Below are 2,120 nucleotides of genomic sequence, written 5' to 3' on the forward strand. Positions count from 1 at the left end.
GTGTCGGGGCGTCTCTCCCCGCGGCGGCGAAAGCGCATGGAACCGACGTTGCCACCTACACCGGGTCGCGGGGCGGCCAAATCGGCACCACGCTTCGCCGGCGTAAGGGCGTGCCGCGGCACTTGGGCCTGCTCGCGGCGTTGCCGTTATCTCTGGTGGCCGTCGTCGCCGCGGTGGTGATGATGTTTTCGGTCCACCGCGAGGATTCATCGGCCCAGCCGTCGGAAGCACCGCCATCGGCTTCGCCCGCGCCCAAACCCGTTGTGCCGCAAGCGCCCACTCCGCGAACCGAGATCGCCGACGCGGCGTTCATCGCCGCGTTGAAGCACGAAGGGGTACCAGTCCCGAGCCACGAATACGTGATGACCCAAGGTCACGCGGTCTGCGACTTCCTGGCGCACCAACCCAATTTCGCGGATGCGGTCGAATTCGTTCGGCGATCGTCGATTTGGGACGCCAATCAAAGCGCCGAAGTCACCGCGGGCGCCATCGTCGCTTACTGCCCCCAGTCGCAACCCGCCTCAGCGGCCGACTTGTCGCCGGCCTACCAGAATGCGCTCTCCGATCTGCAGGCCATCGAGGGGAAGCTGCAAGGCATTGAAGGGGATTTGCAAGGTATCCAGGGAGGTCTGGACCGCATCCCAGGCCCGCCGTAGCCGCCATAGCGGCGTCGGGGACGTCTTGACTGCGGCTCCGCGCGGATCGTCGGCGGTGAACGAGGACCGTTAAGGGGAATTACGGAGGGTTTGGCTGTTCAGCGGCGTCGTATCCAGATGGCGATGCCGACGACAGCGGCCAGAATTGCCAAGGCCACGGGAACGACACCACCTGATCGCAGTGCATCGTTCGCACGAGCGACGATGCGGTTCGGCTGTGTTGAGCTCTCGAGGTTGTGGGCCGAGGGCTCGTTCGTTCGTTGGCTCCTCGGTTGTTCAACAAGGGTGCGGCCTGCACCCGGAACACTGACGGGCGGGATGGTCGACCCCGGCTGGCTTGCCTGTCGAGGCACGACTGGACGTTGCGACGGGCTTTCGTAGGCTCCGACTTCGTGCGCGCGCGCCACTGCCGCCAAGGGCGGTGGTCCTGCCTCCGTCGCCGAAGCCACGTCCGGAAAGGCAGCATCGGAGGCAGCGGCCTTCGGCTCGCGGTCGCGTCCCCGTCGCCGCACCCAAGCCTCGTCTCCCAACTCGTCGGGAATCAGCCACATCAGCAGGGCGAAGTTGACCACCCCGAGTAAACCGTGCAGGACGATGTCAGCGGCGTGAAATCCCAGGGGTGTCGGTACCGTGCGCGCGGTGGCCACGCTGCTGAAGAACAACAAGAGCAGGTAGGCCACCGCACTCAGCGCCGTGACAGTCACCGCCGCTCGGCGATTGCCGACAGCCGCGATGGCCAGTACCCCAAGCGTCAGCAGAATCGCGCTCTGCGCCGGAGTCAATGCCAGCCCGAGAACTGGGGTGCCGGTGGGCACCGCGTGCGGATGCAGGGCAGCCGAAATCAGCCCGGCAATGCCGAACGCCGTCACCAGCACTCCCTCGCCGAGCAGCAACCAACGCCCGCTGCGGAAGCGCCCCGGGTCCATCCGGACCCTGTGCAAATCCGAAGTCATCCCGGGAACGGGCCCCGCCGTAACCGGCATCGCGCGACCTCCACCTGAACAACACGTCCTACGTCATCGGCTACCCACTACGGCCGGCATTACGCCAGAGTCGTTGCGCCGGCTGGTCGAACAGCTTCTTCGAACCCGGCGACTCGATCACCGGGGACGACGGATGCGCTCATGTAAGGCGGAACGGCCGAAGGGGTACTTCGGCCCCTTCCCTAGCAATGGGGTCAGCGCTACGATCTCCCTGCACGGAGACATGTGATGCTCAGGTTAGCTAACCGCTTGGCGGTCATCGGCCCAGCCTTATTCGCGCTGGCGGTCGCCATGACGTCTCTATCGCCGGCTGTGAGTAGGGCCGCTGAATGCGGCGAAGGCACCGTCTACGACGCACCATCCGATACCTGCGTGGTTCTCGCCCAGGCGGCCCAACCAGCAGCGCCGCCCCGCGACCCGGTGTAGGTGGCAACGTCGGTTCCATGCGCGTTCTCCGTCGCGGGCAGTGACGCCCCGACCC

The 2,120-nt window shown here is 66.2% G+C and carries 2 protein-coding genes; one reads left to right on the plus strand and one right to left on the minus strand.

Features of this window, described 5'->3' with window-relative positions:
* Positions 1-656: DUF732 domain-containing protein (locus A5709_RS04775; RefSeq protein WP_156767964.1), on the plus strand; the 656-nt coding region annotated here is incomplete at its 5' end.
* Between the two features lie 98 nt (positions 657-754).
* Here A5709_RS04775 and A5709_RS04780 read toward each other — a convergent pair.
* Positions 755-1,582: a DUF4383 domain-containing protein gene (locus A5709_RS04780; RefSeq protein WP_068118346.1), complete on the minus strand. Its 828-nt coding sequence runs from the start codon at positions 1,580-1,582 to the stop codon at positions 755-757.
* Between the last annotated feature and the right edge of the window lie 538 nt (positions 1,583-2,120).

It is taken from the genome of Mycobacterium sp. E1386, from assembly GCF_001672745.1.
Taxonomy (GTDB): Bacteria; Actinomycetota; Actinomycetes; order Mycobacteriales; family Mycobacteriaceae; genus Mycobacterium.